At 59.2% G+C, this 25,765-nt stretch carries 23 protein-coding genes and 3 pseudogenes; 14 read left to right on the forward strand and 12 right to left on the reverse strand.

What is annotated here, in order from left to right; translation table 11 throughout:
* The 7 genes and pseudogenes from CKW25_RS18410 to CKW25_RS18440 form a co-directional block, all read left to right on the forward strand.
* On the forward strand, nt 1-460 hold a 460-nt coding region (locus CKW25_RS18410), incomplete at its 5' end, for a glutathione S-transferase family protein (protein ID WP_095081582.1).
* A 102-nt stretch (nt 461-562) separates the two neighbouring features.
* Nucleotides 563-1,135, forward strand: a pseudogene (locus tag CKW25_RS18415) (RHS repeat-associated core domain-containing protein); the annotation flags it as partial.
* A gap of 86 nt (nt 1,136-1,221) precedes the next feature.
* A complete protein-coding gene (locus CKW25_RS18420) occupies nt 1,222-1,494 on the forward strand; it encodes a hypothetical protein (protein WP_095081366.1) in 273 nt (90 codons plus the stop codon).
* 54 nt (nt 1,495-1,548) lie between these two features.
* Nucleotides 1,549-2,220, forward strand: a pseudogene (locus CKW25_RS18425) (transposase).
* Between the two features lie 279 nt (nt 2,221-2,499).
* Nucleotides 2,500-3,138 carry a glutathione S-transferase gene (locus CKW25_RS18430; RefSeq protein WP_095081368.1) on the forward strand — a complete coding sequence of 213 codons (639 nt, stop codon included), beginning with the start codon at nt 2,500-2,502 and terminating at the stop codon, nt 3,136-3,138.
* Between the two features lie 103 nt (nt 3,139-3,241).
* Entirely contained in the window at nt 3,242-4,309 is a 1,068-nt protein-coding gene (locus tag CKW25_RS18435) for an RHS repeat-associated core domain-containing protein (protein ID WP_095081370.1), read from the forward strand.
* A 40-nt stretch (nt 4,310-4,349) separates the two neighbouring features.
* Nucleotides 4,350-5,414, forward strand: a complete 1,065-nt coding sequence (locus CKW25_RS18440; RefSeq protein ID WP_095081371.1) for an RHS repeat-associated core domain-containing protein — start codon at nt 4,350-4,352, stop codon at nt 5,412-5,414.
* 94 nt (nt 5,415-5,508) lie between these two features.
* Here CKW25_RS18440 and creD read toward each other — a convergent pair whose 3' ends face one another.
* The 3 genes from creD to creB form a co-directional block, all read right to left on the reverse strand.
* Nucleotides 5,509-6,870: a cell envelope integrity protein CreD gene (creD, locus tag CKW25_RS18445; protein WP_095081372.1), complete on the reverse strand. Its 1,362-nt coding sequence runs from the start codon at nt 6,868-6,870 to the stop codon at nt 5,509-5,511.
* Between the two features lie 115 nt (nt 6,871-6,985).
* The gene (gene creC, locus CKW25_RS18450) at nt 6,986-8,404 is read right to left on the reverse strand and encodes a two-component system sensor histidine kinase CreC (protein ID WP_095081373.1); all 1,419 of its coding nucleotides are present in this window, start codon (nt 8,402-8,404) and stop codon (nt 6,986-6,988) included.
* On the reverse strand, nt 8,404-9,084 hold the full coding sequence (gene creB, locus CKW25_RS18455; RefSeq protein WP_095081583.1) for a two-component system response regulator CreB: 681 nt from the start codon (nt 9,082-9,084) through the stop codon (nt 8,404-8,406). Before creB ends, creC begins: the two co-directional genes overlap by 1 nt.
* Nucleotides 9,085-9,263: 179 nt before the next feature.
* On the opposite strand from creB, the gene CKW25_RS18460 reads away from it, so the two are divergent.
* The gene (locus CKW25_RS18460; protein WP_095081375.1) at nt 9,264-10,247 is read left to right on the forward strand and encodes an RHS repeat-associated core domain-containing protein; all 984 of its coding nucleotides are present in this window, start codon (nt 9,264-9,266) and stop codon (nt 10,245-10,247) included.
* A gap of 31 nt (nt 10,248-10,278) precedes the next feature.
* On the opposite strand, the gene CKW25_RS18465 is transcribed toward CKW25_RS18460, so the two are convergent.
* Entirely contained in the window at nt 10,279-10,785 is a 507-nt protein-coding gene (locus CKW25_RS18465) for an ATP-dependent zinc protease (RefSeq protein WP_172736569.1), read from the reverse strand.
* Between the two features lie 265 nt (nt 10,786-11,050).
* On the opposite strand from CKW25_RS18465, the gene CKW25_RS18470 reads away from it, so the two are divergent.
* On the forward strand, nt 11,051-11,938 hold the full coding sequence (locus CKW25_RS18470; protein ID WP_095081377.1) for an acyltransferase: 888 nt from the start codon (nt 11,051-11,053) through the stop codon (nt 11,936-11,938).
* Nucleotide 11,939: 1 nt separating this feature from the next.
* On the opposite strand, the gene CKW25_RS18475 is transcribed toward CKW25_RS18470, so the two are convergent.
* A complete protein-coding gene (locus CKW25_RS18475) occupies nt 11,940-12,488 on the reverse strand; it encodes a DUF2780 domain-containing protein (protein WP_095081378.1) in 549 nt (182 codons plus the stop codon).
* A gap of 146 nt (nt 12,489-12,634) precedes the next feature.
* Here CKW25_RS18475 and CKW25_RS18480 point away from each other — a divergent pair, with 146 nt between their 5' ends.
* The 3 genes from CKW25_RS18480 to CKW25_RS18490 all read left to right on the forward strand — a co-directional run bounded on the left by CKW25_RS18480 (nt 12,635) and on the right by CKW25_RS18490 (nt 15,133).
* A complete protein-coding gene (locus CKW25_RS18480; protein WP_095081379.1) occupies nt 12,635-13,270 on the forward strand; it encodes an RNA polymerase sigma factor in 636 nt (211 codons plus the stop codon).
* The gene (locus CKW25_RS18485) at nt 13,267-13,941 is read left to right on the forward strand and encodes an anti-sigma factor domain-containing protein (RefSeq protein WP_095081380.1); all 675 of its coding nucleotides are present in this window, start codon (nt 13,267-13,269) and stop codon (nt 13,939-13,941) included. Before CKW25_RS18480 ends, CKW25_RS18485 begins: the two co-directional genes overlap by 4 nt.
* Nucleotides 13,942-14,110: 169 nt before the next feature.
* Nucleotides 14,111-15,133 (forward strand): RHS repeat-associated core domain-containing protein, encoded by a 1,023-nt coding sequence (locus CKW25_RS18490; protein WP_095081382.1) that lies wholly within the window; start codon nt 14,111-14,113, stop codon nt 15,131-15,133.
* 47 nt (nt 15,134-15,180) lie between these two features.
* Here the strand turns inward: CKW25_RS18490 and CKW25_RS18495 are convergent.
* A pseudogene (locus tag CKW25_RS18495) lies at nt 15,181-15,423 on the reverse strand (formaldehyde dehydrogenase, glutathione-independent); the annotation flags it as partial.
* A gap of 181 nt (nt 15,424-15,604) precedes the next feature.
* On the opposite strand from CKW25_RS18495, the gene CKW25_RS27105 reads away from it, so the two are divergent.
* Nucleotides 15,605-16,594 (forward strand): RHS repeat-associated core domain-containing protein, encoded by a 990-nt coding sequence (locus tag CKW25_RS27105; protein ID WP_256577991.1) that lies wholly within the window; start codon nt 15,605-15,607, stop codon nt 16,592-16,594.
* Between the two features lie 162 nt (nt 16,595-16,756).
* Complete coding sequence (locus CKW25_RS18505; protein ID WP_095081383.1) at nt 16,757-17,881, forward strand: RHS repeat-associated core domain-containing protein; 1,125 nt, start codon at nt 16,757-16,759, stop codon at nt 17,879-17,881.
* 42 nt (nt 17,882-17,923) lie between these two features.
* Here the strand turns inward: CKW25_RS18505 and fdhA are convergent, their stop codons facing one another.
* The 6 genes from fdhA to CKW25_RS18535 form a co-directional block, all read right to left on the reverse strand.
* Complete coding sequence (gene fdhA / locus CKW25_RS18510; RefSeq protein ID WP_095081385.1) at nt 17,924-19,123, reverse strand: formaldehyde dehydrogenase, glutathione-independent; 1,200 nt, start codon at nt 19,121-19,123, stop codon at nt 17,924-17,926.
* 135 nt (nt 19,124-19,258) lie between these two features.
* Nucleotides 19,259-20,116 carry a formyltetrahydrofolate deformylase gene (purU, locus tag CKW25_RS18515; protein ID WP_095081386.1) on the reverse strand — a complete coding sequence of 286 codons (858 nt, stop codon included), beginning with the start codon at nt 20,114-20,116 and terminating at the stop codon, nt 19,259-19,261.
* A gap of 216 nt (nt 20,117-20,332) precedes the next feature.
* Complete coding sequence (locus tag CKW25_RS18520; RefSeq protein WP_095081387.1) at nt 20,333-20,965, reverse strand: sarcosine oxidase subunit gamma; 633 nt, start codon at nt 20,963-20,965, stop codon at nt 20,333-20,335.
* Between the two features lie 168 nt (nt 20,966-21,133).
* Complete coding sequence (locus tag CKW25_RS18525) at nt 21,134-24,151, reverse strand: sarcosine oxidase subunit alpha (protein WP_095081388.1); 3,018 nt, start codon at nt 24,149-24,151, stop codon at nt 21,134-21,136.
* Nucleotides 24,148-24,477, reverse strand: a complete 330-nt coding sequence (locus CKW25_RS18530) for a sarcosine oxidase subunit delta (RefSeq protein WP_095081389.1) — start codon at nt 24,475-24,477, stop codon at nt 24,148-24,150. Before CKW25_RS18530 ends, CKW25_RS18525 begins: the two co-directional genes overlap by 4 nt.
* A gap of 15 nt (nt 24,478-24,492) precedes the next feature.
* On the reverse strand, nt 24,493-25,743 hold the full coding sequence (locus tag CKW25_RS18535; RefSeq protein ID WP_027617102.1) for a sarcosine oxidase subunit beta: 1,251 nt from the start codon (nt 25,741-25,743) through the stop codon (nt 24,493-24,495).
* Nucleotides 25,744-25,765: the final 22 nt, after the last annotated feature.

A 25,765-nucleotide genomic window follows, 5' to 3' on the forward strand; every position in this document is an offset into this window, starting at 1 on the left:
AATCCCGGCACTGCGCCTGGCCGACGGCAATGTGCTGTACGACAGCCGGGTGATCCTCGACTACCTCGACCAGCAACACGTCGGCAACCCGCTGATCCCTCGTGAAGGCAGCGCCCGCTGGCGGCGCCTGACCCTGGCCGCACTGGCCGACGGCATCATGGACGCCTCGGTGACGATCCGTTACGAACTGGCCTTGCGCGCCCCGGACAAACACTGGGACCAATGGCTCGACGCCCAACGCGACAAAATCCGCCGCGCCCTCGCGGTGCTGGAAGCCGACGCCATCGCCGAACTGACCAGCCACTTCGACATCGCCGCCATCAGCGTCGCCTGCGCCCTGGGCTACCTGGACCTGCGTCATCCGGATCTGGATTGGCGCACAGCGAATCCACAACTGGCGGCATGGTATTTCGAGGTGAGTCAGCGGGCTTCGATGTTGGCGACGATGCAGAAATTTTGAAACAGGAAAGCTCAGAAGACTAGCAGTTCTGCTAGTGGGCAACACCTGAGAAATCTCCGATGCTAAAGGTCCGGTTTTTTTGACATCCACGGAACTCAGCCAATGCCTACGCCACCTCGCGAAACAGTGCTTTGCCGCTACCGCTACGATCCGCTGGATCATTCGATTGACTGGGCGCCAGACCAACAGGCCAACATCCAGCGCTATTACTGCCAAAACCGCTTGGCCACCGAAATCCAGGACGCCGCGAAGTGCAGCATTTTCCAGCATGACGACCATGTGCTGGCGCAACAGCGCCACCTGAACGCCAAAGCCGAAACCACCCTGCTGGCAACCGATCAACAACGCTCAGTGCTGAACGCACTCGACTCAACTCGACCTAACCCCATTGCTTATTCACCCTATGGTCATCGCCCGGCGGAAAATGGCCTGCTCAGCCTGCTCGGTTTCAACGGCGAACGGCCGGACCCAGTGACCGGGCATTATCATTTAGGCAATGGCTATCGGCAGTTCAATCCGGTGTTGATGCGCTTTAACAGCCCGGACAGTTGGAGTCCGTTTGGGAAAGGTGGAGTGAATGCCTATGCGTATTGCAAGGGAGACCCTAGGAATCACAATGATTCGACAGGACATGTTTCTAACCCTTTTAAGGGGGCTGCGAATTTACTGGGTCGAACGAAAAGTCCTAAAACGGTCGTAATTAAGTACCTATCAAAAAAACTGTTTGAAATGAAAAAAAACTAGCCGCTGAAGATAAGGAATTGAAAAAGGAGTTTAAAGCATTCGATAAAAAAACAGCCTCAGAATCACTAAAGCTCAAAGAAACCCACCTCCCAACAAAAGAAAGAACAAATGAGATACTCACCAATAAGCATGATGCTCCTGACAACAAGTTTAAGGCAACCATGCACAATCGCGCAGAAGAATACGCTAAAACATACCAGCAACTCTCCCAAAGAGTTGACAAAAGTACCAAAGAAAAAATCGAAATCGACTTCTTGGAAAGAGACATCAAAAACCTAAGGAAAAGCTAAAAAAGACTTCCTGATTTGGCAAAACCCACAGGACACCTGTCGCCGAGTTTCCCGATGAAGCAAATGACCTTCACCGACGCCGAGTACGCCGGCAAACGCAAGCAGACCCGCAAAGAGCTGTTCCTGATCGAGATGGATCAGGTGGTGCCGTGGAAAGGGTGATCGCCCTGATCGAACCGCACTACCCGAAGGGTGAGGGCGGTCGTCCGGCTTATCCGTTGATGGCGATGCTGCGAGTACATCCGATGCAGAACGGGTTCGGCTACAGTGATCCGCGATGGAGGAAGCGCTTTACATCAGGATTGGTACACCGCGTGGTGGTCAAGGTGGCCAATGTCGTGGACGTCACCCAGGTCGACAAACGGCTGCACGGCGAGGAGAGCGTGGTGTGCGCCGATACTGTCTATACCGGGTTCGAGAAACGCCAAGAGCATGCGGGACGCCAAATCATCTGGCAGATTGCGGCGTGGCGCAGCTCCTACAAGAAACACGGAAAACGCAGCGCGTTATACAAGGCGATACGTAAAATCGAGAAGGCCAAGGCCCAAGTGCGCGCCAAGGTCGAGCATCCGTTCCGGGTGATCAAGCGTCAGCTTGGTTATACCAAGGTGCGCTTCCGGGCGCTTGACCAAGAACACCGCTCAGAGGGTGACGCTGTTTGCACTGTCAAACCTGTGGATGGCGCGCCGACATCTACTGGCGAGCGCGGGAGAGGTACGTCTGTAATACAGGGAATGGCCACTGCGAGATGCTCGCAGCGGCGAAAAGTGCGTACTCAGCAACGATTTTGATCGTATTTTGAGCTACCGCCGTTTTTGAAATCGCAGCTGGAGAAATGGTCGGAAAATATCGGGACTGTCCATGAATTTTGTGTTCAACCAAGGTCAACTGTACAAGCGGGCTTGCCCGCGAAGGCGATTTCACAGGCGCCATCAACCTCCTCGCCAGCACGCCGGAACTCACTAGGCTAAGCCTCTGCTCCCCGATGATCGCCGAGGAATGCCCATGTCCGCCCCCAGCATGACCCTGTTCCACAACCCTGCCTCGCCCTACGTGCGCAAAGTGATGGTGCTGCTGCACGAAACCGGTCAACTGGACCGCGTGACCCTGCAACACAGCCAGCTCAGCCCGGTCAGCCCGGTCAGCCCCGATGCCGCGTTGAACCAGGACAACCCGCTGGGCAAGATCCCGGCACTGCGCCTGGCCGACGGCAATGTGCTGTACGACAGCCGGGTGATCCTCGACTACCTCGACCAGCAACACGTCGGCAACCCGCTGATCCCTCGTGAAGGCAGCGCCCGCTGGCGGCGCCTGACCCTGGCCGCACTGGCCGACGGCATCATGGACGCCTCGGTGACGATCCGTTACGAACTGGCCTTGCGCGCCCCGGACAAACACTGGGACCAATGGCTCGACGCCCAACGCGACAAAATCCGCCGCGCCCTCGCGGTGCTGGAAGCCGACGCCATCGCCGAACTGACCAGCCACTTCGACATCGCCGCCATCAGCGTCGCCTGCGCCCTGGGCTACCTGGACCTGCGCCACCCCGATCTGAACTGGCGTGACGCCCATCCGCAACTCAGCGCCTGGTACGCGCACGTCAGCCAACGGCCGTCGATGCTGGCGACTGTGCCGAAGGTGTGAAACCGGCAAGGTCCGGTACCTAGCAGTTCTGCTAGTAGGCAACGCCTGAGAAAGCTCCGATGCTGAAGGTCCGGTTTTTTGGACCCTGCACGGAGCCCAGTCGATGCCCTCCTCATCTCGCCTGACCGAGTTGTGCCGCTACCACTACGACCCGCTGGATCGCCAGGCCGGTTGCACCCTCACGCTATTGCAGCCGGCCACCCTCCAGCACTTTTACTGCAAAAGCCGCTTGGCCACTGAAGTACAGGGCGCAGTCGGGACCAGTCTGTTCCAGCACGACGACCAGCTATTGGCGCAACAGCGGCACCAGAACGATCAGGTCGATACCACACTCCTGGCGACCGATCAGCAGCGCTCGGTATTGACTGCGCTCGACACAACCCGCCCCCATCCCCTCGCCTATACCCCCTACGGCCATCGTCCGGCAGAAAGCGGCCTGCTCAGCCTGCTCGGTTTCAACGGTGAACGGCCGGATTCGGTGACCGGGCATTATCATTTGGGTAATGGTTATCGGCAGTTCAATCCGGTGTTGATGCGGTTTAACAGCCCGGACAGTTGGAGTCCGTTTGGCGAGGGTGGGTTGAATGCCTATGCGTACTGTGAGGGGGAGCCGGTGCTTGGAAGCGACTCATCAGGCCACTTCAACGTCATTAGAAGTTTCTGGAAGGGTGTTAGGAATCGCCTTGGCATGCGAACACCCAATGAAGCTAAAAAACATTTCACTGCTAAAACAACGCAAACATCTAAAACTGACAGCCATAATACTCAACATAAAAGCCCCACCAACAACAGCCTCGACCAAAACCTCAGCAATATCCAAACACCCGCCTCCATATCTCTCCAAGAGGATATCGCAGGCTTAAACAAATATAAGTCTTGGATAGAATCACAGAAACGGAACAAATTAAAAATCAGTGAAATAATATCAAAAAACACTCGAGAATCCGAACCCCACAGCAGTGAGCATTATTGGCCAAGAAGGACTAAAGCCACCACACCACAACCAGCGCCAGAGCCTTCCTATAAAGAATTCATATCAAACGCACCTGGCTCAGAGCTTAATAACGCCTATAGCGAGTTACTCACAGAAACCAAACATGCAGCATTTCCACGAGAGATCAAGATAGCTGCCGCAATGGAAAGAGAGATCATTCGGCGTCTTACCAGTTGACTTTTCAATTCACCACGCAGGCCTTCTTGGAGCACTGTCGATGCCCACTTTCCCTCGCGCAAGCCTATTGTGTCGCTACCACTACGACCCGCTGGATCGCCAGGCCGGTTGCACCCTCACGCTATTGCAGCCGGCCACCCTCCAGCGCTTTTACTGCAAAAGCCGCTTGGCCACTGAAGTACAGGGCGCAGTTGGGACCAGCCTGTTCCAGCACGACGACCAGCTATTGGCGCAACAGCGGCACCAACACGGCAAGGTCGATACCACACTCCTGGCGACCGATCAGCAGCGCTCGGTATTGACTGCGCTCGACACGACCCGCCCCCATCCCCTCGCCTATACCCCCTACGGCCATCGCCCGGCAGAAAACGGCCTGCTCAGCCTGCTCGGTTTTAACGGCGAACGGCCAGATCCGGTGACCGGGCATTATCATTTGGGTAATGGCTATCGGCAGTTCAATCCGGTGTTGATGCGGTTTAACAGCCCCGACAGCTGGAGTCCGTTTGGCAAAGGCGGGTTGAATGCTTACGCCTATTGCGAAGGAGACCCGAGGAATCAAGCAGATCCCACCGGGCACTCACTCCATGGGATTTTAAGTTTGTTTAGATCAAGAAATTCGCCAGCAAGAGTCATGACAACACCAGCAATTAGCCCAGAAATAACAAATACCGCTTCCGATATCGCGAACATGAAACGAGGAATGACTTATAAAGGCCAGGTCTTAGGCTATCAACTTGGTGAAAGTTCATCAAATATAAAACTAGACAACATGAGCGTCAAAGACATCAATCTCCACGCCCGAGTAATCGAAGAAGCCAACCTCAAATTAACCACCGAAAGAACCTCCCTATTAAACAACACACCAAGTTCTCCAGAAAAACAAAGAGCAATTGAACATTTCACAATGCCCATACAATACCCCACCGTGACAAATCCTTCGAGCGCCAGAGGGAAAGCAGTACTCAACCTACACTCACAAGCAATGTACTTCGACCAGCACAAAAACGACCTAAATTTCCTCAACAACATCAATTCCAACCCAACACCGACCCACCAGAACTCTGCTGTACGGCAACTTACATGGCCTCCTGCCTCTAACCACTAAACTGTCACGTTCAATATGATTCAAGACGAATAGACTGGCGATATTGATCGCCAGTTCTCTTGCTAGCGCCCTCTCCTCCCGCAACCCCAACGATCTACTCACCCCCCACCTCCGCCTTGCTCAACTTTCCCCGCCCCATCCCATACCAATCCAGCCTACGCGTCAGCACCATAAACACCCCCAACAACCCAAACAGCAACAACGAGCCCATCAACAACGCGTAATCCTCGGCACTCAACAGCCCGTAAAGCAGCCCATACAACGCCGCCAACCCCGCCGAAAAACTCAAGCCATGCACCGCACTGCGCAGTACGTGGCAGACATAAAACCCGATCAGCAACACACAGGCACTGGCCGACAACAGATACGCCAGGGCAAACCCAATGTGCTCGGACAGTGACAACAGCAGCAAGTAGAAGAACGCCAGCGCCACGCCGACCAGGGCGTATTGCACCGGGTGCACCGCCAGGCTTTTCAGCACTTCGAAGAGGAAGAAGCCGGCGAAGGTCAGCACGATGAACAGCAGGGCGTATTTGATCGCCCGCTCGCTCTTGAGGTACTGGTCCACCGGATCGATGAAGCTCACGCCGAAGCTGCGGCTTTTGAACTCTTCGCAACTGTCACGGGCAACGCAGGTGCTCAGCGCTTGTTCCAGGTTGGTGGAGAAGAACGAGGTCTGCCAGTTGGCCTTGAAGCCTTCAGCGCTGATCGCTCGTTGGGCCGGCAGGTAGTTGCCGATAAAGCTGGGGTGGGGCCAGTTGGCGGACACCGTCACGTTGCTGGTCCTGCCCACCGGGGTGATCTGCAGCTGGCCGGTGCCCTGCAAGCGCAGGTCGAATGCGAAGGTCAGTTCATTGGCTTTGCGAACATCCAGTGGTGCCAGCGTGGCATGCACGCCTTCCCCCAACCATTCCTCTTGGCTGCCCGGCACAAAGTCCAGGCGCTGGCCATCGAGTTCCAGTTGCAAGGCGTTTTCGATGCCGCGGATATCACTGATGCCCACGGCCAGATAGGGCGAATCAAACGTGTAGTCGGCAAAGTCTTCCTCGATCCCCAGGCGTTCCGGGATCGAGAAGTGCCCGCTGATGCGGTTATCCGCATGGAACAGCCGCGCCTCGTAAATACCACGGGCACGCAGTTCGGTCTGCACCTGCCCCTCAAGTTCGAAACGCTCCGGCAGGAAATACAGGCGCCCGCGCTCCAGGCTGGTCTCCTGGTAACGCGCGCTGGTTTTTTCGTTGCGTTTCCAGGTACGCACCACCTTGCGGTACGGCACCACCATCACCGGCCCGCTCAACTGCTGGCTGTAACTGGAACTGCGGGCGATGTCTTCTAGGACGCCGTCGCGCAGTTGCTGGCGGTCGTCAATCATGCTGCTGATCATCAATAACGGAATCAGCAACAACAGAATCAAAAGGGCAATCGCCCCGACTTTCAAGGCCAGGCTACGGTTCATGGGGTCTCTCCCTGTTCGAATGAGGGAGAGTCTGAGGGGGCGCTGTGGGGGTTTTATGGAGAGAATGTGGAGACTGTGTGGAGAACACTCACTTCAATAAGCCACAAACAGGTCGTCAGGGAAGCTGCAGCGTGACTTCCACGCCGCCCGGCACATTGCCGACGTGCATTGCCCCGCCATGCAGCTTCACCACCTCTTCGACAAAGTTAAGTCCCAGCCCGGTGCTTTTACGTCCACTGTCCGGACGCGGCAGTGAGTAAAAGCGCTCGCTCAATCGCGGCAAGGCATATTCGGGAATCGGCTCGGCCTGGTTGAACACCTTGAACACACACTGATCGCCGTGCCGCTCTGCACTGAAGCGCAACACGCCCTCGACCGGGCTGAAGTCCAAGGCGTTTTCCAGCAAGTTGGCCAACGCCTGACGCAGTAAAAACGGCTCGCCCATCAGGTTTAGATCCGCTGGAATCTGCAGGTCGACCCGCAATTGCTTACGCTCGATCCGCGCCTGCTGGCCGCTGAGCAATTCTTCCACCAACGCTGCCAGCGGCACCGGCACACGCGCCTCCAGCCCCTGGCGCTGCTCAACCTGGGCCAGGTTCAACAAACGCTCGATCAACTGCTGCATCCGCGCGCTTTCGCTGTCGATGTTGCTGACAAAACGCTGTTGCTGCGCCGCCGGCATCTCACCCTGCAGCAACTCGGCGGCACCGCGAATCGCCGCCAGCGGGCTTTTCAATTCGTGGGTCAGGGTATGCACATAACGCTCGACGTAGGCCTTGCCCTCCAGTTGCGTGCGCATGTGCTCCACGGCCACGGCCAACTGCTCCAGTTCGCCTCCCCGATAGTGGGGCAATTGGGCCCGCTGGCCTTCACTGACGGCCTTGGCGTAACCGGTCAAACGCCGCAACGCCCTGCTCAGCCACCACGACAGCGCCGCGCCGAACAGCAAGCCCAGGCCGATCAACCCGGCGCCGTACCACAGCAAGCGGCGCTCGGTGCGGTCGACGTAGGGCTGCAAGGAACTGTTGGGCTTGGCCACGGTGACCACGCCGATGATCTGCCCGTTGTCGCGAATCGGCGCGCCGACGTGCATCACCGATGAACCGGGGTCGTCGGTGATGCTGCGGGTCGAGCGCGCACCGTATTGACCGCGCAGGGTCAGGTAGACATCGTTCCAGCGTGAATAGTCCTGGCCCAGCGCCGTGCCGCTGGAGTCCAGCACCACGATGCCCTTGGCGTCGGTGACGTAGATACGGTGGTTGACCTGGTTCTTCGGCAAGCCCCAGATGCTTGCCGCGGGTTGCCGCTCGCCATAGGCCTTGAGCAACTCGGGCCAGCGGTTCTGATTGAGGGTGCCGGCCTTGAAGTCGTCGCGCAGGATCTCGGCCATCAGGTTGGCGGTGTCCACCAGGGTTTCTTCGGTGGACTGGCGCACGCCGGGGCGGATCTCTTCCATCACGGTGCTGAGCACGAAGTAACCGGTCAGGCCGACGAACAGCACATAGACCAGGAAGATCCGGATTCCCAATGGCATCAGCTGTGCCCTGGGCTGTAGCTGTAACCGAGGCCACGGTGGGTCTGGATTGGCTCGGCGTTGGCCGCCACCAGGCGCAACTTGGCGCGCACGCTTTTGATATGGCTGTCGATGCTGCGCTCGTACCCGGCATCGGCGGCCACCCCGAGCGCATCAAGCAATTGCTCGCGGCTGAACACCCGCTCGGGTTGTTCCAGCAAGCACTGGAGCAATCGGAACTCATGCCGGGTCAGGCTCAACGGCTGACCGCGATAGCTGATCAGCACCCGCTCGCTGTCGACCTGAAACAACGCGCTGGTGGACTCGATCCCCGGACGCGGCGCCACGCGCTTGAGAATCGCCCGCACCCGCGCCGCCACTTCCCGTGGGCTGAACGGCTTGACCACATAATCGTCAGCGCCAATCTCCAGGCCCACCACCCGGTCGATCTCACCATCACGGGCACTGAGGAACATCACCGGCACCTCGCTGAAACGCCGCAACTGCTTGCAGGTTTCAAAGCCGCTGATGTCCGGCAAGCCGATGTCCAGAATGATCAGATCGGCCGGTGTCAGCCGTTGATGCTCAAGCGCGGCAGCCCCCAGGCTCAACCACGTGGTGGCAAACCCCTCGCCTTGCAACGCATACACCAGGGTATCGGCAATCGCTGCTTCGTCTTCGACAATCAGGATATGAGGCATGGCATCCAGGCCCGGCAATTGAATGGACGAACGGTGCCCCAAGGCGCAGTCGTCGTCAATCCGACACCGGCAATCAGCGGCAAGGCCTGTAGTACCTAGCAGTTCTGATAGTAGGCAATGACTGAAAAAAACCGGATGCTGGTGATCCTGTCATTCGGAACTTGCACGGAGATCAGCCAATGCCTGTTTCCCGCAGCGGCACCGTACTGAGTCGGTACAGCTATGACCCGCTGGATCGTCAGACCGATTGCTCTCTCCTCGCGCTGCCCGCCATCCAGCGTTTCTACTGCAAAAGTCGCTTGGCGACCGAGATCCAGGGCACGCTACGGACCAGCGTTTTCCAGCATGACGATCAGTTGCTGGCGCAGCAGCGGCAGCAGGACGGTAGCGTCGACACCACCTTGTTGGCGACGGATCAGCAACGATCGGTGTTGGGTACACGCGGGTTAACCGGTTCTCATCTTCTCGCCTACAGCCCCTACGGTCATCGCCCAGCGGAAAACGGAATGCTCAGCCTGCTCGGGTTCAACGGCGAACGGCCGGACCCGCTGACCGGGCACTATCATTTGGGGAATGGGTATCGACAGTTCAATCCGGTGTTGATGCGCTTTAACAGTCCGGACAACTGGAGTCCGTTTGGGGAGGGAGGGCTGAATGCTTATGGGTATTGTGGGGGCGACTCGGTGAACATGGTGGATCGAACCGGGCATGCCCGATGGTACATCAAGCTATTACGGCACATACCTGGACTTGAAAATCTGGGGAAGACAAATGCCCCAAAACCTCTCTTGGCAACGCCCTCGGCACCGGGTAATACCTCAAAAGTCGTGGATAACTTGCAAGAAGGATCCGTGCCTCCACCACTACCACCCCGAGGAGTACCAGCACTACATCCGCCACGGCCCCTTACAAAACCCCAGGCACAACCGCCAAAAAATTTCACCATCATGGAAAATGGTCAGGCATGGATAAAACTTCCCGGCACCACAACTCATGCGTACAACGCTAAAGTCCCATTAAATCATGACTCTATAATCAAACTCAGAAAGGAAGGAGTGCATATCCACCCTGATCTACTATCTCCAGATATAGGCAAATCACATGACAACGCCGGCTTCATACCTGATACCCCTAAACCTGCGTGGAAGATCCGCAAACAGTAATCCTTCAATAAGTTGCAGCGAAAAATAATCCTCAACAGTCCGGCTTATCCGCCGTAAACCGCCGCGCCGGGTTCACCGCCGCGCCAAACTCGCGCAACGCCTTGGCACCAATCAACAGCGGGTAGTTGAAGCTGCTGCGGTCGGTCAGGTTGACCTCGACGGTGCGTTTCACATCCCCCAGGCACAGTTCCAGATCGACCACCGGACGCTTGGTGGGCTCGATCACTTCATTGTCATCCTCGTCTTCTTCGGAGCGGGTCTTGATCTTGCTGATCCGCGCCACCTTGTGCTCGTAGACCTTATTGCTCGCGTCCTTGGTCGCCAGGCGGAAGCGCACCCACTCTTCGCCATCGCGGGTGAAGGTCTCGATGTCTTTGGCCGACAACGAAGCGGTCAACGCGCCGGTGTCCATCTTGGCCTTGAGCACTTCACCGCCGATTTCCGGCAACTGGATGTATTCGTAGCGGCCATACAGGGTCGGCTCGGCGGCCATGACTGGCAGGGCCAGGAGGGATAACAGTGCGAAGACGGATTTCACGTAAGGGATTCCCTGGGAGTAGGACAACGGGATTTTAGACCGCATTGGCGATGATCGTTCCCACGCTCCCGCGTGGGAATGCAACTCGTGACGCTCCGCGTCACTGGACGCGGAGCGTCCCTTGAGGCATTCCCACTCAGAGCGTGGGAACGATCATCACGAGTAGGTTAGAGGGTCAAAGGTGAAACATTCGTCGGCCCCCACATTTGGCCTCGGCGTCGAAGCTGCTTATCATGGCGCGCCCAAGGATTGCCAAGAGTTACTTATGCGCCGCCTGCTCACCGGCTGTTTCGTCACCCTGTTGCTGTTACTCAACACCCTGGTCCTGATCGGGCCGTTACTGGTGTTTGCCCTGCTCAAACTGCTCCTGCCCGGGCGTTATCGCGACGATGCCAGCGCGGCGGTGATGTGGATCGCCGAGACCTGGGCCGAAATCGACAAGCTGATTTTTGCCCGGTGCATCCCCACCCAATGGGACATTCGCGGAGGCGAAGGCCTGCGGGTCGACACCTCCTACCTGGTGGTCAGCAACCACCAGTCCTGGGTCGATATCCCGGCACTGATCCAGACCCTCAACCGGCGCATACCGTTCTTCAAGTTCTTCCTGAAAAAGGAACTGATCTGGGTGCCCTTCCTGGGCCTGGCCTGGTGGGCGCTGGACTACCCGTTCATGAAGCGCTACAGCAAAGCCTTCCTGGCCAGACACCCGGAGCTGCAAGGCAAGGACCTGGAGATCACCAAAGCCGCCTGCGAGCTGTTCAAGCGCCAGCCGGTGACCGTGGTCAACTACCTGGAAGGCACGCGCTTCACCCAGGCCAAAAGCCGCGCCCAACAGCCCCCCTTCAAGCACCTGCTCAAGCCCAAGGCTGGTGGCGTGGCGTTTGTCTTGGCCGCCATGGGCGAACAACTGGACGCCATCCTCGACGTGACCGTGGTCTATCCGCAGGCGAAGATTCCGGGATTCTGGGATTTGATCAGCGGCGCGGTGCCACGGGTGATCATCGACATCAAGCCCCGCGAGCTGGACCCGGCACTGTGGCAGGGCGACTACGAAAACGATCCGGCGTTCCGGGAAGCCGTCCAGAACTGGGTCAACCAGCTCTGGACCGAGAAAGACGCACGCATCGACGCCTTGCGCGCCGAGCGTCGCTGAATCAGCTACCGGCGCCCCAGATACCGCCCAGGCTCTGCAGCAGCGTACCGGCCACACCCTGTTGGCCCAGGAACTGCAGCAGGATCGGGGCAAACTGGCCGACCATGCCACTGTCCATGCCCAGTGCGCTGAAGGCGGTATTCAGGTCATTGGTGTCCTTGACCGTGCCCAGGGCATTTTCCAGGCCGGCCGTTTTACCGGACGAACCCAGCAAGCCCGCCAGGGCGCCCAGCTCACCGCCACCCGCCAGTTTTTCAATCCCCGGCACGCTCTTGGCCAGTTCGGAGTAGTCGGTGGTACTGAGCTGGTTCTTCGCCAGGCCCAACATCGCACTGGTGCCGCCAATCGCTTGTTCCGGCGTCACGTTCAGCGCGCTCAGGGCACTCAGCAAACCGGCGGCCTGCGAGGTCGGCGCAGCCGCCGCAGCCTTGTCGCCACCTTGCATACCCGATACCGCACCCGCCACATCGTTCAGGCTGAAACCGGCGAAGACCGGACTGGCCGCCAGGGTCATGAGCGAAGCCAAAGCAAACCCGCGTGAAATCTTCATCGAAACCAACTCCTGAACTCTCAAAGGTGCCCTTCATGGGCGACGAACCGCCATTTTGACTGAAACCGACCCGGGATTGTTCCGCGTTCACCCATCCATTTTCAGCGCTGAGACGTATAACGGCCGTGCCCCCGTACCAGCAGCCGATGAATGGCACGACCGCCCAGGCTGAACTAGCCTGTGAACACTGTGCCCCAACAAGCCCGCGCACCGCTTTCGCCTGGAGAATCACCATTTCCACTGCCGACGCCGATTCCCTCAGCCAGCTCCTCGCGCAATGCTCACTCGGTGACCGCCGTGCATTCGAGACCCTGTATCGCAGCGCCGCACCGCGCCTGCATGGCATGGCCCTGCACTTCATGGGCAACAAGGCGTTGGCCGAAGACGTGCTGCAGGAAAGCTTCGTGCGCATCTGGAACAACGCCTCGCGTTATCAAGCGCAGGTGTCGGCGCCGATGACCTGGATGATCAACATCACCCGCCACCAGGCCATCGACCAGCTACGCAAACACCGCGACCGGCGCCTGACCGATCAAGAACAACAGGTGCCGGTCGACAACCCGCCTTCCACCCACGAACCGCTCAGCAGCGACCGCGAGGCCCGTGCGTTGAACCGCTGCCTGGACACCCTGGATGTCCAGCAGCGCCTGTCGATCAGTGCCGCCTACTTTCAGGGATTGTCCTGTTCGGAGCTGGCCGAGCACCTGGCCGCGCCACCGGACTCGGTCAAATCCTCGGTTCGCCGTGGCATGGAACGCCTGCGCAGGTGCCTGGAATCATGAACGCTCACAACCGTCGCCTGCGCCGAGCGCTGGCCGCCGACTATGCCATTGGCCTGATGTCGGCACCGGCCCGCCGCCGTTTCGAACAGCGGCTGCTGGACGACGCCGAACTGCGCAACGAGGTGGCCAAGTGGCAAGAAAGCCTGGCCCAACTCAATGAACCCCTGGTGGCCGTCCCGGTGCCAGACCGGATATGGGCCGCCATCAACGCGCGCATCGAACCACAACACCTGCACGTACCGGCCAAACGCCCGCTCTGGAACAGGTTGCGCGTCACGGCGGCGGTCTGCTCGCTGTTGGTGGCGCTGACCCTGGGGCTGCTTTACCACCGCGACAACGCCCGCTACAGCGCCACCTTGCTCGACGCCAGCGCCCAACCGGCCCTGCGCATCCAGGCCCATGACAATTATCTGCAAGTCGAACCCCTGACCCTGCCCACCGTCACCCCTGGCCGCAGCCTGGAACTGTGGGCGATCCCGGCGAACGGCAAACCCATCTCGATGGGCATGATCCCGGCGGGCGGCCAAGGTCGAGTTGAATTGAGCGATGAACAACAGGCACTGCTAGGCGAACCGATTGCACTGGCGGTCAGCCTGGAGCCGGAGGGCGGCTCACCCACCGGGCAACCGACTGGGCCGGTGTTGTATCAAGGGGCGTTGGCGGGCTTGTAGGCCGACCCTGCTCAGACTGATCGTTCCCACGCGAGACAAAGGAATGCCGCCCGTGACGCTCCGAGTCACCTCCAGCCGTCGACCCTGGCAGTTCTGCTAGTAGGCAACCCTGGCCGATTGATCCACAGTAAGAACCCTGAATCGCCGCACTTTTCAGGGAGCCCCACCGATGCCACTCAATCAACAAACCCTGCTCTGCCGCTACCGCTACGACCCTCTGGATCGCCTGGCCGATTGCACCCCTACGGCGCAGGCCAGCACCCAACGCTTCTACCTCAAAGACCGCTTGTCCACCGAAATTCAAGGCGTGTTACAGCATTCGATCATGCAGCACGAAGATCAACTGCTGGCGCAGCAACAACGCCAGGACGGCACGCAGGAAACTCGCTTGCTCACCACTGATCAGCAACGCTCGGTGCTGGCCATCCTCGACGTCGCACGCCCCAATCATCTCGCCTACACACCCTACGGCCATCGTATTCCAGAGAACGGCTTGCTCAGCCTGCTCGGCTTCAACGGCGAACAGCCGGACCCGGTGACGGGGCATTATTTGTTGGGTAATGGCTACCGGGCGTTTAACCCGGTGTTGATGCGGTTCAACAGTCCGGACAGTTGGAGTCCGTTTGGGAAGGGGGGGTTGAATGGGTATGCGTATTGTGTGGGGGATCCGGTGAATCGCCATGACCCGACGGGACATACCCCGAAATGGTTGAAAACCTTTCTGCGCTCAATCAAGTTCATGAAAAAAAACACACCTATTGTTAATCTCGACAGCACCAGTGCTGCTAGTACCCCCCTTCAAAAAATCCAACGGCCGCGCAATACAAGCATAGGGTCCGAGAGGATAAGCAATGACCAAGCAAACCTCTCAGAAATTTCAAAAACAGAACCATTAAACATCACTAAAGAAGAGGCAATCGAAAAAATTTCAGCTTTACGAGAACTGCAGAAACATACGACTAGCCAAATCGAATACTTAGGTAAAGTATCGAACGACACCGGCACCACCATTAAAAAAAGTACAGAAAAAAAATATACCTATGGCAGACCTTCAGACCATGAAACCTCGCCCTCTAATACCTTAGAATTAATTCACAAACGAAACTCAACACGTGAGGTGCGCGCACATAATGCCAGAGACCTATACAACATCGAAAAACTTATAAAAAAATACTCACTATATATACAATGATTAAAAACTGTTTGAAAAATGGCGGCAACATGTCGCCCTAAACTTATTTACGCCGCACTAAACATTTTATGCGATTCAATCACAAACTTCTTCGGCACGCCGGCATCGAACTCGCCATAACCCTGCGGCACCTGATCCAGGCTGACCACCTGAACGCCCACCACTTCGGCGATGTTGATGCGGTCCCACATGATCGCCTGCGTCAGTTGGCGGTTGTACTTCATCACCGGGGTCTGGCCGGTGTGGAAGTTGTAGGATTTGGCTCAGCCCAGACCGAAGCGGATGCTCAGGTCGTGGGGGCCTTGACGCTGCCCAGGGCATTGTCCAGCCTGCAACTTTGCTTTGCTGCTGAAGCCGAGCAAGCCGCTCGTCACAAAGCAGCCCGGCACTATCAGATCTGCTAGTAGCCGGCTCCGTTCAAATGCACCACATTAAAACCCTAGATCGACAAACTCATTCAGGAACCCGGCCATGTTCCCCCATCGCGAAACGTTGCTCTGCCGCTACCACTACGACCCGCTGGATCGTCTGGTTGATTGCACTCCCTCTGCGCAGGTCCCCACCCGGCGCTTTTACCTGAAAGATCGTCTGGCCACCGAGATTCAAGACGCGGTGCAGCGTTCGATCATGCAGCACGACGATCAGTTGCTGGCTCAGCAACAACGTCAGAGCGGCACGCAGGAAACCCGCTTGCTCGCCACCGATCAGCAACGCTCGATGCTGGCCATCCTCGACGCCACACGTCCTCATCATCTCGCCTACACACCCTACGGCCATCGTATTCCAGAGAACGGCTTGCTCAGCCTGCTCGGCTTCAACGGCGAACAGCCGGACCCGGTGACCGGGCATTATTTGTTGGGCAATGGTTATCGGGCGTTTAACCCGGTGTTGATGCGGTTCAACAGCCCGGACAGTTGGAGTCCGTTTGGGAAGGGGGGGTTGAATGGGTATGCGTATTGTGTGGGGGATCCGGTGAATATTGAGGATCCGTCTGGGCACATGCCCTTTAAATTCTCTAAGTCATTTAAGAGCAGTTCGCGCCCTAACTCAACCTCCCGACCTAACGTTAGCCCTCCGACAAACACCACATCACAACCAACCCCCTCCCTTGCTACAGCATCAACTTCCAGAAACGCCTCGACATCGCAAGCGGCACCAACTGATCGCCACGACGCAAGAACTGAAAATACAAACGACCTGTCAAGCAACCATCGTATAAACCAAGCGAACCTCAGAAACAATCTACAACCAGCCCAAATCACAAGCCTTCCCCCTGATATGACCTATATAATCGGCTTTGGTTCGAACAATGGACCTCTCAAATATTTTCAAATCCCCCAAAAACAACTAGACCTCTACCGTCGCGCTCAAGACCAGGAAATGTCACGACATGCTTTATCCGACCTAATTAGAAAGGGATCGAATCTTCCTGAAGGCTACACTTACGTAACATTCAGATAAAAATGGTGGATATATTGATCATTCCCACGCTCGCGTGGGAATATCGCCCGTGACGCTCTGCATTACCTCCCACCGCCGACCCTGGCAGTTCTGCTAGTAGGCAACCACCGACTGATTGGGCCACAGTAAAAACCTCGAATTGCGCACCGGGGAGCCCCGCCCATGCCAGCCCACCGTGAAACCCTGCTCTGCCGCTACCGCTACGACCCTCTGGATCGCCTGGCCGATTTCACCCCGGCGACGCAGGCCAGCACCCAACGCTTCTACCTCAAGGACCGCCTGGCCACCGAGATTCAAGGCGCGATACAGCGCTCGATCCTCCAGCACGAAGATCAACTGCTGGCGCAGCAACAGCGCCAGAACGACACCTTGGAAACCCACTTGTTCGCCACCGATCAACAACGCTCGGTGCTGGGCATCCTCGACGCCACACGCCCCCATCACCTCGCCTACACACCTTATGGTCATCGCGTACCGGAAAATGGCTTGCTCAGCCTGCTCGGTTTCAACGGCGAACGGCCGGATCCGGTGACTGGGAATTATTTGTTGGGCAATGGCTATCGGGCGTTCAGTCCGGTGTTGATGCGGTTCAACAGCCCGGACAATTGGAGTCCGTTTGGGGACGGTGGGTTGAATCCGTATGCATATTGCGTGGGGGACCCGGTGAATCGAAGGGATCCTACAGGGCACACGCCGGCCTGGTTGAAAGTTGTACTGCGTTCGATAGGGTTTATGAGGAGCAGAGTGTCTGCCGCCTCCAATGAAGTTTACAGCGCCGGTGGAGCGTTTCGTCGGAGCTCTTCAGTAGATGGTCCCCCCACCCTCCCTATAACCCAGAAGACCCCTGCCTGGACGACCCAAGACAGGTTAGCTTTCTCAGGTACCGAAGCACGCCACCCTGGTGCTCCCCGCTCTGCCACTTCACAAGAATCATTAACTTCATTCTCAAGTGACGGTTCGCGTACCTCAGATGCCGATATTCAACCGTTGTCCGCACGACAATCAACATCAGCCAGCACACCACCAAGAAGAAGACGTGGAGCCGATGTCTATGATGCCATGATGGATACAGCGATATCTGACTTAAGAGCCAGATATGGAAATGGCAATCTCACGACGAACCTGGCCGAACCCGTTTTCGATCCGCCACCCGGGTACTCTCAATCGTTTATCCCACCCCCAAACTATGGCGCCCCCCCTCTACCTTCTTTTCGGCAAGCTCTGGTCAATGCTGAGTATTTGAAAGAGCCATCCAAACGACAAAGCATCGTAAGACGAGAGAACTAAGAAAGCGGCGACAAAAAGGTCGCCGCTTTCTTACGCTAGACCTTACGCCGCACTAAACATCTTATGCGGATCAATCACAAACTTCTTCGGTACACCCGCATCAAACTCGCCATAACCACGTGGCGCATCATCCAGGCTGATCACCTCAACGCCCACGATGTCGGCAATCTTGATCCGGTCCCACATGATCGCCTGCATCAGCTGGCGGTTGTACTTCATGACCGGGGTCTGGCCGGTGTGGAAGCTGTGGGATTTGGCCCAGCCCAAGCCGAAGCGGATGCTCAGGCTGCCCATTTTCGCGGCGGCATCCACCGCACCCGGGTCTTCAGTTACGTAGAGGCCAGGAATACCGATCTTGCCGGCGACACGGACCACGCCCATCAACGAGTTGAGCACGGTGGCCGGGGCTTCGTGTTTCACACCGGCATGGCCGTGGCCACGGGCTTCGAAGCCAACGGCGTCGACGGCACAATCCACCTCCGGCTCGCCGAGCAAGGCGGCGATCTGTTCGTGCAGCGGGGTGTCCAGGGACAGGTCGGCGATTTCGAAACCCTGGGCCTTGGCATGGGCCAGGCGGATCGGGTTGACGTCACCGATGATCACCACCGCCGCACCCAGCAGGCGCGCGGAAGCGGCAGCCGCCAGGCCAACCGGGCCGGCGCCGGCGACGTACACGGTGCTGCCCGGGCCAACGCCGGCGGTGACAGCGCCGTGGTAGCCGGTGGGCAGGATGTCGGAGAGGCAGGTCAGGTCACGGATTTTCTCCATGGCCCGGTCGCGATCCGGCAGTTTCAGCAGGTTGAAGTCGGCATACGGCACCATGGCGTATTCGGCCTGGCCGCCAGTCCAGTCGCCCATGTCGACATAACCGTAGGCACCACCGGGACGGGCCGGGTTGACGCTCAGGCAGACGCCAGTGTGCATCTCCTTGCAGGAACGGCAGCGCCCGCAAGCCACGTTGAACGGCACCGACACCAGGTCGCCGATTTTCAGGTTCTCGACATCGCTGCCCTTCTCGATCACCTCGCCGGTGATCTCATGACCCAGCACCAGACCGGTCTGGGCGGTGGTGCGACCGCGCACCATGTGCTGGTCCGAACCACAGATATTGGTGGAGACCACGCGCAGGATCACACCGTGCTCGATCTTCCTGCCGCGCGGGTCCTGCATTTTCGGATAGTCGATTTTCTGCACTTCGACCTTGCCAGCGCCGAGATACACCACACCACGATTGCCAGACATGCTTTCACCTCGCTGTTGTTTTTATGTAGCGGTCGCGTCACCAGGGATCGGCGGCGCGTTGATTGCTCGGGTTATTGCCTGTGTGTCTTGTGTTGTCTGTTATCGCTTCTTCGCGGGCAAGCCCGCGATAGCGACCTAGAGAACGACCGTGCGATTGGCGTTCAAGAACACCCGCCGCTCGATGTGATACCCCACCGCCCGGGCCAGGGTCAGGCCTTCGATGTCACGGCCCTTGGCGATCAGGTCTTCGGGGTAGTGGCTGTGATCCACCGCTTCCACGCCCTGGGCGATGATCGGGCCTTCGTCGAGGTCGTTGTTGATGTAGTGCGCCGTGGCGCCCACCAGTTTCACGCCCTTGTTGTAGGCCTGGTGATAGGGCTTGGCACCCTTGAAGCCAGGCAACAGGGAGTGGTGAATGTTGATCGCCTTGCCGTCGAGCTTGCGGCACAGCTCCGGCGACAGCACTTGCATGTAGCGGGCAAGGACTACCAGTTCGGCACCGGACTCCTCGATCACCTGCCACACCTGACGCTCCTGGGACGGTTTGTCGTTGGGGTCGAGGGGGAAGTGGTAGTAGGGAATGTCGTGCCAGTCGGCCAAGGGCTTGAGGTCCGGGTGGTTGGACACCACGGCGACGACGTCCATCGACAACTGGCCGATGCGCTGGCGGTAGAGCAAGTCGTTGAGGCAGTGATCGGCCTTGGAAACCATGATCACCACTTTGGGTCGATGATGCGGCGGTGTCAGCTCGAAGATCATGCCGAAGGCTTCAGCCCGTTCAGCCAGGCCTGCGTGGAATGACTGTTCGTCAAAGCCGTCGGGCTGACGGAATTCCACGCGAATGAAGAATCGGCCCGAGAGCCGGTCGTCGAAGGAATGGTGTTCGGTGACGTAGCAACCCTGTTCGAACAGAAAGCGGGTCACCGCGTCGACCGTGCCGAGCACGCTAGGGCAGTCGGCGGTCAGAATCCATGTATCTGGGGCGCGGCTCATAGTGCGGTGACTCCTGTTCGAAAATACCTACGCGACTGCGCAGACCTGTGGCGAGGGAGCTTGCTCCCGCTGGGTTGCGAAGCGACCCCAAAATCAGCAACCGCATTCTTTCAGGAAGAATGCGGACTCAGGTTTTACGACTCCTTCGCCCGGGCGCGGATCGGCCGACGGGAGCAAGCTCCCTCGCCACAAAAGCAGTCATGACACGACACTGAGTTACGCCTGGACGCTCAGGCCGTACTCGGCAGAAGCATCCTGCAACCACAGCCACCAGTAATCGGAGAAGCTGCGACGGATCAGCAGTTCCCAGGTGTCTTCAGCGGTATGGCGAATCATCAGCTGGGACTTGGCGAACACCGTGCCCACCGCCTTGCCCACCGGGAAGTTGTTGGGATGCACGTCATAGCTGGTGGATTTCATCAGCACTTCACGCACATTCGGGCCGCTCAGTTCGAGGAGCTGCTGACCGCCGCTGACGTTGACGATAGCGATGTGCAGGTCACCCAGCGCGGCGCGCAGCTTCTGCTCGGCGGCGAACTCTTCGCCGGTCGGTACGATCAGCAGCCACTCGTCCGGTCCCATCCATTGCAGGCTGGTTTCACCTTTGCCGACCACGGTCAGGGCCACGGGCAGTTCCAGGCCCAGGGCCTTGTGCACACCGGCAGCGAATGCCGGGTCATGGCCATCGCCGCGAAGGGTCAGGTGGCCCAGCAGTTTTTTCTCGCGCACGGTGACACCGGCGCTCTTGCGGCCCTTGCCCACCAGGCTGGCGAGGTCGGCATGATGCAGCGACGACTCGGCCTTGGCCCCGGTGGTTGGGCGTTGTTGGTACACATTGGCTGCGGTCATAAAACACCTTTCCTCAATTCTGTTGGTTCCGGCCCTGTGGTGGCTGTACTGCCGCCTTCGCGAGCAAGCCCGCTCCCACATCCGACCGCGTTCTCCTGTGGGAGCGGGCTTGCTCGGGAATCGATCAAACGACTCGGCGCAGCTGGCACCCCACAGGACCCGAAGCCCTTACACGTTCTGGCGATCGCCTTTCGGATCGAAGAACACCGAAGAAACGATTTCCGCTTCGATCACGCTGCCGTCGGCCAGCGGTGCGAACACTCGCTCACCGAGGCGCTTCAGACCGCCTTTGACCACACCCATGGCAAACGAGTAGCCCAGGGAGTTGTGGGCGTAGCTGGAGGTCACGTGACCGACCATGGTCATCGGGATCGCTTGCTTGGTGTTGAACACCAGCTGCGCACCCTCCGGCAGCCATTTGGTCGGATCGATCGGCTTGAGGCCGACTAGCTGTTTACGCTGATCGCGCACGCAGTCTTCGCGATTCATGCCACGCCAGCCGATCCACGAGAACGGTTTGGTGCGACCCACGCACCAGCCCATGTTCAGGTCATCCGGGGTCATCGAGCTATCGGTGTCCTGGCCGACGATGATGAAGCCCTTCTCGGCCCGCAGTACGTGCATGGTTTCGGTGCCATACGGCGTCAGGTTGTACTTCTTGCCGGCCTCGACGATTTTCTCGAGCACGCCCATGGCGTAGTCGGCCTGCACGTTGACTTCGTACGACAGCTCACCGGTAAACGAAATCCGGAACACCCGCGCTGGCACACCACCGACCAGGCCTTCTTTCCAGGTCATGAACGGGAAGCCGTCCTTGTCCAGGTCGATGTCGGTGACTTCGCTGAGCAGCTTGCGGCTGTTCGGCCCGGACAGGGTCATGGTCGCCCAGTGGTCGGTGACCGAGGTGAAGTACACCTTCAGGTCCGGCCATTCGGTCTGGTGATACAGCTCCAGCCATTGCAGCACGCGCGCGGCGCCGCCCGTGGTGGTGGTCATCACGAAGTGGTTGTCGGCCAGGCAAGCGGTGACGCCGTCGTCGAAGACCATGCCGTCTTCTTTACACATCAGGCCGTAGCGCGCCTTGCCCACGTCCAGCTTGGTCCAGGCGTTGGTGTAGACGCGGTTGAGGAACTCCCGCGCATCCGGCCCTTGAATGTCGATCTTGCCGAGTGTCGAGGCATCGAGCAGGCCGACGCTTTCACGCACGGCCAGGCATTCGCGCTTGACCGCGGCATGCAGGTCTTCGCCGTTGCGCGGGAAGTACCAAGGGCGCTTCCACTGCCCGACGTCTTCAAATTCGGCACCGTTCTTCACGTGCCAGTGATGCAGCGCGGTGTAGCGCACCGGCTCGAAGATGTGCCCACAGTGACGACCGGCCACCGCGCCGAAGGTGACCGGCGTGTAGTTCGGGCGGAACATGGTGGTGCCCATCTGCGGGATGGTCACGTTCAGTGAACGGGCCGCGATGGCCAGGCCATTGACGTTGCCCAGTTTGCCCTGGTCGGTACCGAAGCCCAGTGCGGTGTAGCGTTTGACGTGCTCGACCGATTCGAAGCCTTCGCGAGTCGCCAGTTCGATGGCGGCGGCGGTGACGTCGTTTTGCAGGTCGACGAATTGCTTCGGCGCCCGTGCGGTGCTCTTTTCATGAGGGACCTGGAACAGCGCCAGGGTCGATTCCTCATGACGGCTCAGGGCCTTGGGCAGCACGCCTTCGACCGTTTTGAAACCGGCTTCGGCGGCGGCGCGGGCGCCCCCTTCAAAACCGTCGGCCAGTGAATCGCCGAGGCCGTAGACGCCGTTGATGCCACCGACGCATACGCGCTTCTGCGGGGCTTCACCCGGTACAAAACCGAGGATGTCTTCACGCCAGATCGGCTTGCCACCCAGGTGCGAGGCCAGGTGAACCACCGGGCTGTAACCGCCGGAGCTGGCGACAATGTCGCACTCCAGCCACTCACCCGGACTGGTCACGGTGTGGGCCTTGACATCGATGGCCGCCACGCGGGCAGCGGTCACGTGCTTGCTGCCACGGGCTTCGATCACCGCGCTGCCGGTCAGGATACGGATGCCTTTGGCTCGCGCTTCTTCCACCAGCGCACCACGCGGGTTGCTGCGGGCGTCGGCGATGGCGACCACTTGCAGGCTGGCATCGAGCCAGTCCAGGGCCACGCGGTAGGCGTGATCGTTGTTGGTGGACAGCACCAGTTTTTTACCCGGCGCAACACCGTAGCGACGCACGTAAGTCGAGACGGCGCCGGCCAGCATGTTGCCCGGTACGTCGTTGTTGCCGTAGACCAGTGGACGCTCGTGGGTCCCGGTGGCCAGCACCACGCGCGTGGCGCGAACCCGGTGGATGCGCTGGCGCACCTGGCCGATCGGCGCGCGGTCGCCGAGGTGATCGGTGAGGCGCTCGTGAATGGTCAGGAAGTTGTGATCGTGGTAGCCGTTGACGGTCGCCCGTGGAAGCAACAGCACATCCGGGGTCGCTTTCAGCTCGGCGATCACGTTGGCGACCCACTCGGTGGCTGGCTTGCCATCCAGGCTTTCACGGGTATCGAGCAGGCTGCCGCCGAACTCTTCCTGCTCATCGGCCAGGATCACCCGGGCACCGCTGCGCGCAGCGGCCAGGGCGGCTGCCAGGCCGGCGGGACCGGCGCCGACGATCAGCACGTCGCAGTGCTGGTTCATGTAGTCGTAGGTGTCCGGATCATTCTCGGTCGGCGAGCGACCCAGGCCGGCGGCCTTGCGGATGTACTTCTCGTAGGTCATCCAGAACGATTGCGGGTACATGAAGGTTTTGTAGTAGAAGCCCGGCGGCATCAGCTTGCCGCCGACCTTGCCGAGAATCCCCATCATGTCGTTGTTCACGCTCGGCCAGCCGTTGGTGCTGGTGGCGACCAGGCCCTGGTACAACGCCTGTTGCGTGGCCCGGACGTTGGGAATCTGGGTGGCTTCGGTGGCGCCGATCTGCAGCACCGCGTTCGGCTCCTCGGAGCCTCCGGCGAAGATCCCGCGCGGACGGGAATACTTGAAGCTGCGACCGATGATGTCGACACCGTTGGCCAGCAGTGCAGCGGCCAGGGAGTCGCCTTCAAAGCCTTTGTAGACCTGGCCGTTGAAGGTGAAGGTCAGGACTTTGTTGCGGTCGATCCGTCCACCGTTGGACAGGCGATTGATCTGGCTCATACCTTCGCTCCCAGAGCCTGCGCGGCCGCTTTCGGACTTTCAGTCTTGTCGGTGAACTGCGGCTTGCTGCCGATCTTGTAGGTCTCGAGAATCTCGTAGGTCACGGTGTCGCGGGTGACGTTGAAGTACTGGCGGCAACCGGCGACGTGGTCCCACAGCTCGTGGTGCAGACCGCGCGGGTTATCGCGGAAGAACAGGTAGTCGCCCCACTCCTCGTCGGTGCAGGTGTTCGGATCCAGTGGACGCGGGATGTGCGCCTGGCCGGATGCGTGGAATTCCTCTTCGGAGCGCAGTTCGCCGCAGTGAGGACAGAAGATATGCAACATAGGAAATTTCTCCTGTTAGTGGGCGACGGCAGCAGCGCCGTGTTCATCGATCAACGCACCGTTGTGGAAACGGTCGATGGAGAAAGGTGCGGCCAACGGGTGCATTTCACCCTTGGCCAGGCTCGCGGCAAACACGTTGCCCGAGCCGGGTGTGGCCTTGAAGCCGCCGGTGCCCCAACCGCAGTTGAAGAACATGTTCGGTACCGGGGTTTTCGAGATGATCGGGCAGGCATCGGGGGTGGTGTCGACGATGCCGCCCCACTGGCGGTTCATGCGCACGCGGGACAACACCGGGAACATCTCGACGATGGCCTGGATGGTGTGTTCGATCACCGGGTAGGAACCACGCTGGCCGTAGCCGTTGTAGCCGTCGATACCGGCGCCGATCACCAGGTCGCCCTTGTCGGACTGGCTGATGTAGCCGTGTACGGCGTTGGACATGATCACGCTGTCGATAATCGGCTTGATCGGCTCGGACACCAGCGCTTGCAGCGGGTGGGACTCGATCGGCAGGCGGAAACCGGCCAGCTTGGCCATGTGCCCGGAGTTACCGGCAGTGACCACGCCGACGCGCTTGGCGCCGATGAAGCCCTTGTTGGTTTCCACGCCGATGCACACACCGTTTTCCTTGCGAAAACCGATCACTTCGGTCTGCTGGATCAGGTCCACGCCCAGGGCGTCGGCGGCACGGGCGAAGCCCCAGGCCACGGCATCGTGGCGGGCCACGCCGCCGCGACGCTGGACGGTGGCGCCCATCACCGGGTAGCGGGTGTTCTTCGAGCAGTCGAGGTACGGAATCTCGTCGGCCACTTGCTGGGCGTTGAGCAGTTCGCCATCGACGCCGTTGAGGCGGTTGGCGCTGACCCGACGCTCGGAGTCACGGATGTCCTGCAGGGTGTGGCACAGGTTGTAGACCCCACGCTGGGAGAACATCACGTTGTAGTTCAGGTCCTGGGACAGGCCTTCCCAGAGTTTCATGGCGTGTTCGTAGAGGTGCGCCGACTCATCCCACAGGTAGTTGGAACGCACGATGGTGGTGTTGCGCGCGGTGTTACCGCCGCCCAGCCAGCCTTTCTCGACCACGGCCACGTTGGTGATGCCGTGTTCCTTGGCCAGGTAGTAGGCGGTCGCCAGACCATGCCCGCCGCCGCCGACGATGACCACGTCGTAGACCTTTTTCGGGGTCGGCGTGCGCCACATCCGCTGCCAGTTTTCGTGGTGGCTGAGGGAGTGTTTGAAGAGGCCGAAGCCTGAGTAGCGTTGCATAGTCATTTACTCCAAAACCGCG

The sequence above is a fragment of the Pseudomonas sp. Irchel s3h17 genome (genome assembly GCF_900187505.1).
In the GTDB taxonomy this organism is placed as follows: Bacteria; Pseudomonadota; Gammaproteobacteria; order Pseudomonadales; family Pseudomonadaceae; genus Aquipseudomonas.